Here is a 720-nt window from a genome sequence, read left to right on the forward strand (position 1 = left end):
CGACTGGTACGACGTGCTGCGGCGGCCGGACGGGCGGGTCAGCCTGATCGTGGGCGACGCGATGGGCCACGGCCCGGAGTCCGCCGTCGCCATGCTGCAACTCCGCACGGCCGTGCGGGCGTTCGCCGGGTTCGACATACCGGCGGTGGATCTCGTGCGGCGGCTGGACGCGCTGGCCTGTGACACGCCCGGCGCTTCGTTCGCCACCTGTGTCTACGGCGAGTGGTCGCCGAGGGAGCGCATCTGCACCGTGGTGAGCGCCGGCCACCCGCCCCCGCTGCTGCGCGGCCCGGACGGGAAGACGGTCCCGGTCCCCCTGACCGAGCCCGGCCTGCCCCTGGGGCTCGGCACCGGCCACTACGAGGCGACCGTGTTCAGCGTCCCGGAGCCCGCGCTGCTGGTGCTGTACAGCGACGGCCTGGTGGAGTCCCGCGACGCGGACATCGACCATCAGATACTCCGCCTGGCCGACTCCCTCGACGCGGCCGCTCCCGGACCGGGCGCCGACCTGCCCGCCCTGTGCGAGCACCTGCTGCACGCGCCGTCGGGCACGAACGGCACGGACGACCGGACCCTGCTGCTGGCCGAACTCACCCCCGCCGAAGGCTGATCAGGCACTCAGGGTCGCCCAGACCGCGTTGCCGCTGGTGAGCCGGGAGCGGTCGACCCCCCAGGAGTCGGCGAGCTGCCCGACGAGCACCAGACCCCGGCCGCCCTCGT

The 720-nt window shown here is 74.3% G+C and carries 1 protein-coding gene; it reads left to right on the forward strand.

Annotated elements, in window-relative coordinates; all coding sequences use genetic code 11:
• The coding region (locus CCN33_RS29690) for a PP2C family protein-serine/threonine phosphatase (protein ID WP_140394756.1) at positions 1-610 on the forward strand (610 nt) is incomplete at its 5' end.
• Positions 611-720: the final 110 nt, after the last annotated feature.

Source organism: Streptomyces recifensis (genome assembly GCF_002154615.1).
Taxonomy (GTDB): Bacteria; Actinomycetota; Actinomycetes; order Streptomycetales; family Streptomycetaceae; genus Streptomyces; species Streptomyces griseoluteus.